Genomic DNA, 383 nt, shown 5'->3' on the forward strand with positions numbered 1-383 from the left:
CGTAGAAACGGTTAATAAGTCTATAGGTTCACTATTTTCAAACAACTGAAAAACAGCCTCAAAAATATATTGATGGGCCTCTTTATAAAAAGCTTCAGGACTTAAAATATCAATAACTTCATCAACACCCTTTTTATCAATCATCATAGCACCTAACACAACTTCCTCTAAATCAATTGCTTGAGGTGGTATTTTACCCTTTTCTAGGTTAATTAAGGTGCTTTTATCTACTTTATATCCTTGGATTTGGTTAGGCTGTTTCATAACTACGAAAGTAACTAAAAAGTTAGTGCCATTTACAATTAGGCAACATTGGGTTTTTAACTAACAGTTAACAATTTAACTGTTAATAACTTAAAAAAATTGTGGATAAGCTCAAAAAA

The 383-nt window shown here is 30.5% G+C and carries 1 protein-coding gene; it reads right to left on the reverse strand.

The window, feature by feature from the left end; all coding sequences use genetic code 11:
* Positions 1-264, reverse strand: a 264-nt coding sequence (locus FUA24_RS02905; RefSeq protein WP_317131922.1) for a DnaB-like helicase N-terminal domain-containing protein, incomplete at its 3' end; no start/stop codon positions are given.
* Between the last annotated feature and the right edge of the window lie 119 nt (positions 265-383).

This window comes from Seonamhaeicola marinus (assembly GCF_008085455.1).